This is a genomic window from Bradyrhizobium sp., from assembly GCF_016462955.1.
In the GTDB taxonomy this organism is placed as follows: Bacteria; Pseudomonadota; Alphaproteobacteria; order Rhizobiales; family Xanthobacteraceae; genus Bradyrhizobium.
Map to the genome: position 1 here is coordinate 1 of NZ_JAEMSD010000842.1, position 1,759 is coordinate 1,759.

Genomic DNA, 1,759 nt, shown 5'->3' on the forward strand with positions numbered 1-1,759 from the left:
GGCGGCTTGCCGCCCGGCAGCAGGTAGCGCGCCGTGTTGGTGCCGGCCTTCAGCTTCTCGAACTGGTTCTTCCAGTCGAAGGCGATGCGCGGGGCGACGACATAGCCCTCCTCGGCCGCCTTGATCGCGGGCTGGAGCAGACGGTCGAAGCCGAACTTGCCGTGATCACGCAGGACAGTGGCGAAGGCGTCGATCACGCCGGGGATCGAGACCGCGTGCGCCGAGGTGAGCGGCACGGAGTTGATCTTGCGCTCGAGATACCAGTCGGCATTGGCCGCCTTGGGAGCCCGGCCGGAGCCGTTATAGGCCATGATCTTGCCCTCGCCGCGCGGCTGGACCAGCGCGAAGCAATCGCCGCCGATGCCGGTCGATTGCGGCTCGATCACCCCGAGCAGCGCGGAGCCGGCGACCGCGGCGTCCACCGCGGTGCCGCCTTCGCGGAGCACCTCGATCGCGGCGAGCGAGGCCTGCGGATGCGAGGTCGCCACCATCGCGTTGGTGGCGTGGACCGTGGACCTGCCGGGGAAATGGAAGCTTCTCATCGAATGTCTTGCTCTCTTGGCCGTCGGCGCACGGGGTGCGCCATCTCGAAAAACCTGGTCTACATGACACATTCCCGCCCACCGGGGCAATGCTGGCATACCAGGCAAATGGCTGCCATCCGCTGGCCGAATGGACGGTCGACGCGGCTAGCCATGCGGGTTTTCCGGAGGGGCGCGGCCTGCTAAATGGGCCGCCATGCCTGATCCGAATTCGGCCACCAAGGTCGTTGCCTTCTATCAATTCGTCACCCTCCCGGATTACCGCGAGCTGCGCGAGCCGCTGCGCGCGTTCTGCGCCGGCCTCGCGTTGAAGGGCAGCGTGCTGCTGGCGCAGGAGGGCATCAACGGCACGGTCGCCGGGGCGCCGGAGGCGATCGATGCCCTCGCCCGCGAGCTCGCACGCGGCGACCTGTTCGGCGGCAGGCTCGACAATCTCGAATTGAAATTCTCGACCGCCGAAGCGATGCCGTTCGGGCGGCTCAAGGTGCGGCTGAAGAAGGAGATCGTCACGCTCGGCGATGCGGCGGCCGATCCGACCAGCCGGGTCGGCACCTACGTCGATGCGGGCGAATGGAACGCGTTGATCTCTGCGCCCGGCACGCTGCTGCTCGACACCCGCAACGCCTTCGAGGTGGCGATGGGGACGTTCGAGGGCGCGGTCGACCCCGGCATCAAGAGCTTTGGCCAGTTCAAGAACTTTGCCGCTGCCAGCCTCGATCCCGCCAAGCACAGAAGGATCGCGATGTTCTGCACCGGCGGCATTCGCTGCGAGAAGGCGAGCGCGCATCTGCTCGCCCGCGGCTTCGCCGAAGTCTATCACCTCAAGGGCGGCATTCTCAAATATCTAGAGGAGGTGCCGGAGGCGGAGAGCCGCTGGCGCGGCGAATGCTTCGTATTCGACGAGCGCGTGGCGCTCGGCCATGGTTTACGAGAACTTGGTTTGCGAGACCAGGGCCGGCGCGAACAGGAATTGGGGAACGCCCGTGACGAATGAGATCAAGGCGCTGAGCGAGCGCATCGACACGCTGGAGACGCGCCTTGCCTACCAGGACGACACCATCGAGACGTTGAACCAGACCATCACCGCGCAGTGGAAGCAGATCGACACGCTGACGCGGCAGATCGCGCAGCTCAGCGAGCGGCTGCAGGACGCCGAGGCAAATGCGCCGGGGCCTACCAACGAGGCTCCGCCGCATTATTGAAAGGTGTTACTGACC

At 66.1% G+C, this 1,759-nt stretch carries 3 protein-coding genes; 2 read left to right on the forward strand and 1 reads right to left on the reverse strand.

The features are described from left to right. Nucleotides 1–542: gamma-glutamyltransferase (locus tag JHD07_RS39065; protein ID WP_291631916.1), on the reverse strand; the 542-nt coding region annotated here is incomplete at its 3' end. A 196-nt stretch (nucleotides 543–738) separates the two neighbouring features. Between JHD07_RS39065 and JHD07_RS39070 the strand changes: the two genes are divergently transcribed. Beyond that, nucleotides 739–1,536 (forward strand): rhodanese-related sulfurtransferase, encoded by a 798-nt coding sequence (locus JHD07_RS39070; protein WP_291631918.1) that lies wholly within the window; start codon nucleotides 739–741, stop codon nucleotides 1,534–1,536. Beyond that, a complete protein-coding gene (locus tag JHD07_RS39075; protein WP_291631920.1) occupies nucleotides 1,526–1,744 on the forward strand; it encodes a SlyX family protein in 219 nt (72 codons plus the stop codon). Before JHD07_RS39070 ends, JHD07_RS39075 begins: the two co-directional genes overlap by 11 nt. Nucleotides 1,745–1,759 lie beyond the last annotated feature (15 nt).

What these genes read in the sequence shown, in the direction of transcription:
- JHD07_RS39070 (WP_291631918.1), top strand. Translation starts at nt 739, where the DNA reads ATGCCTGATCCGAATTCGGCCACCAAGGTCGTTGCCTTCTATCAATTC.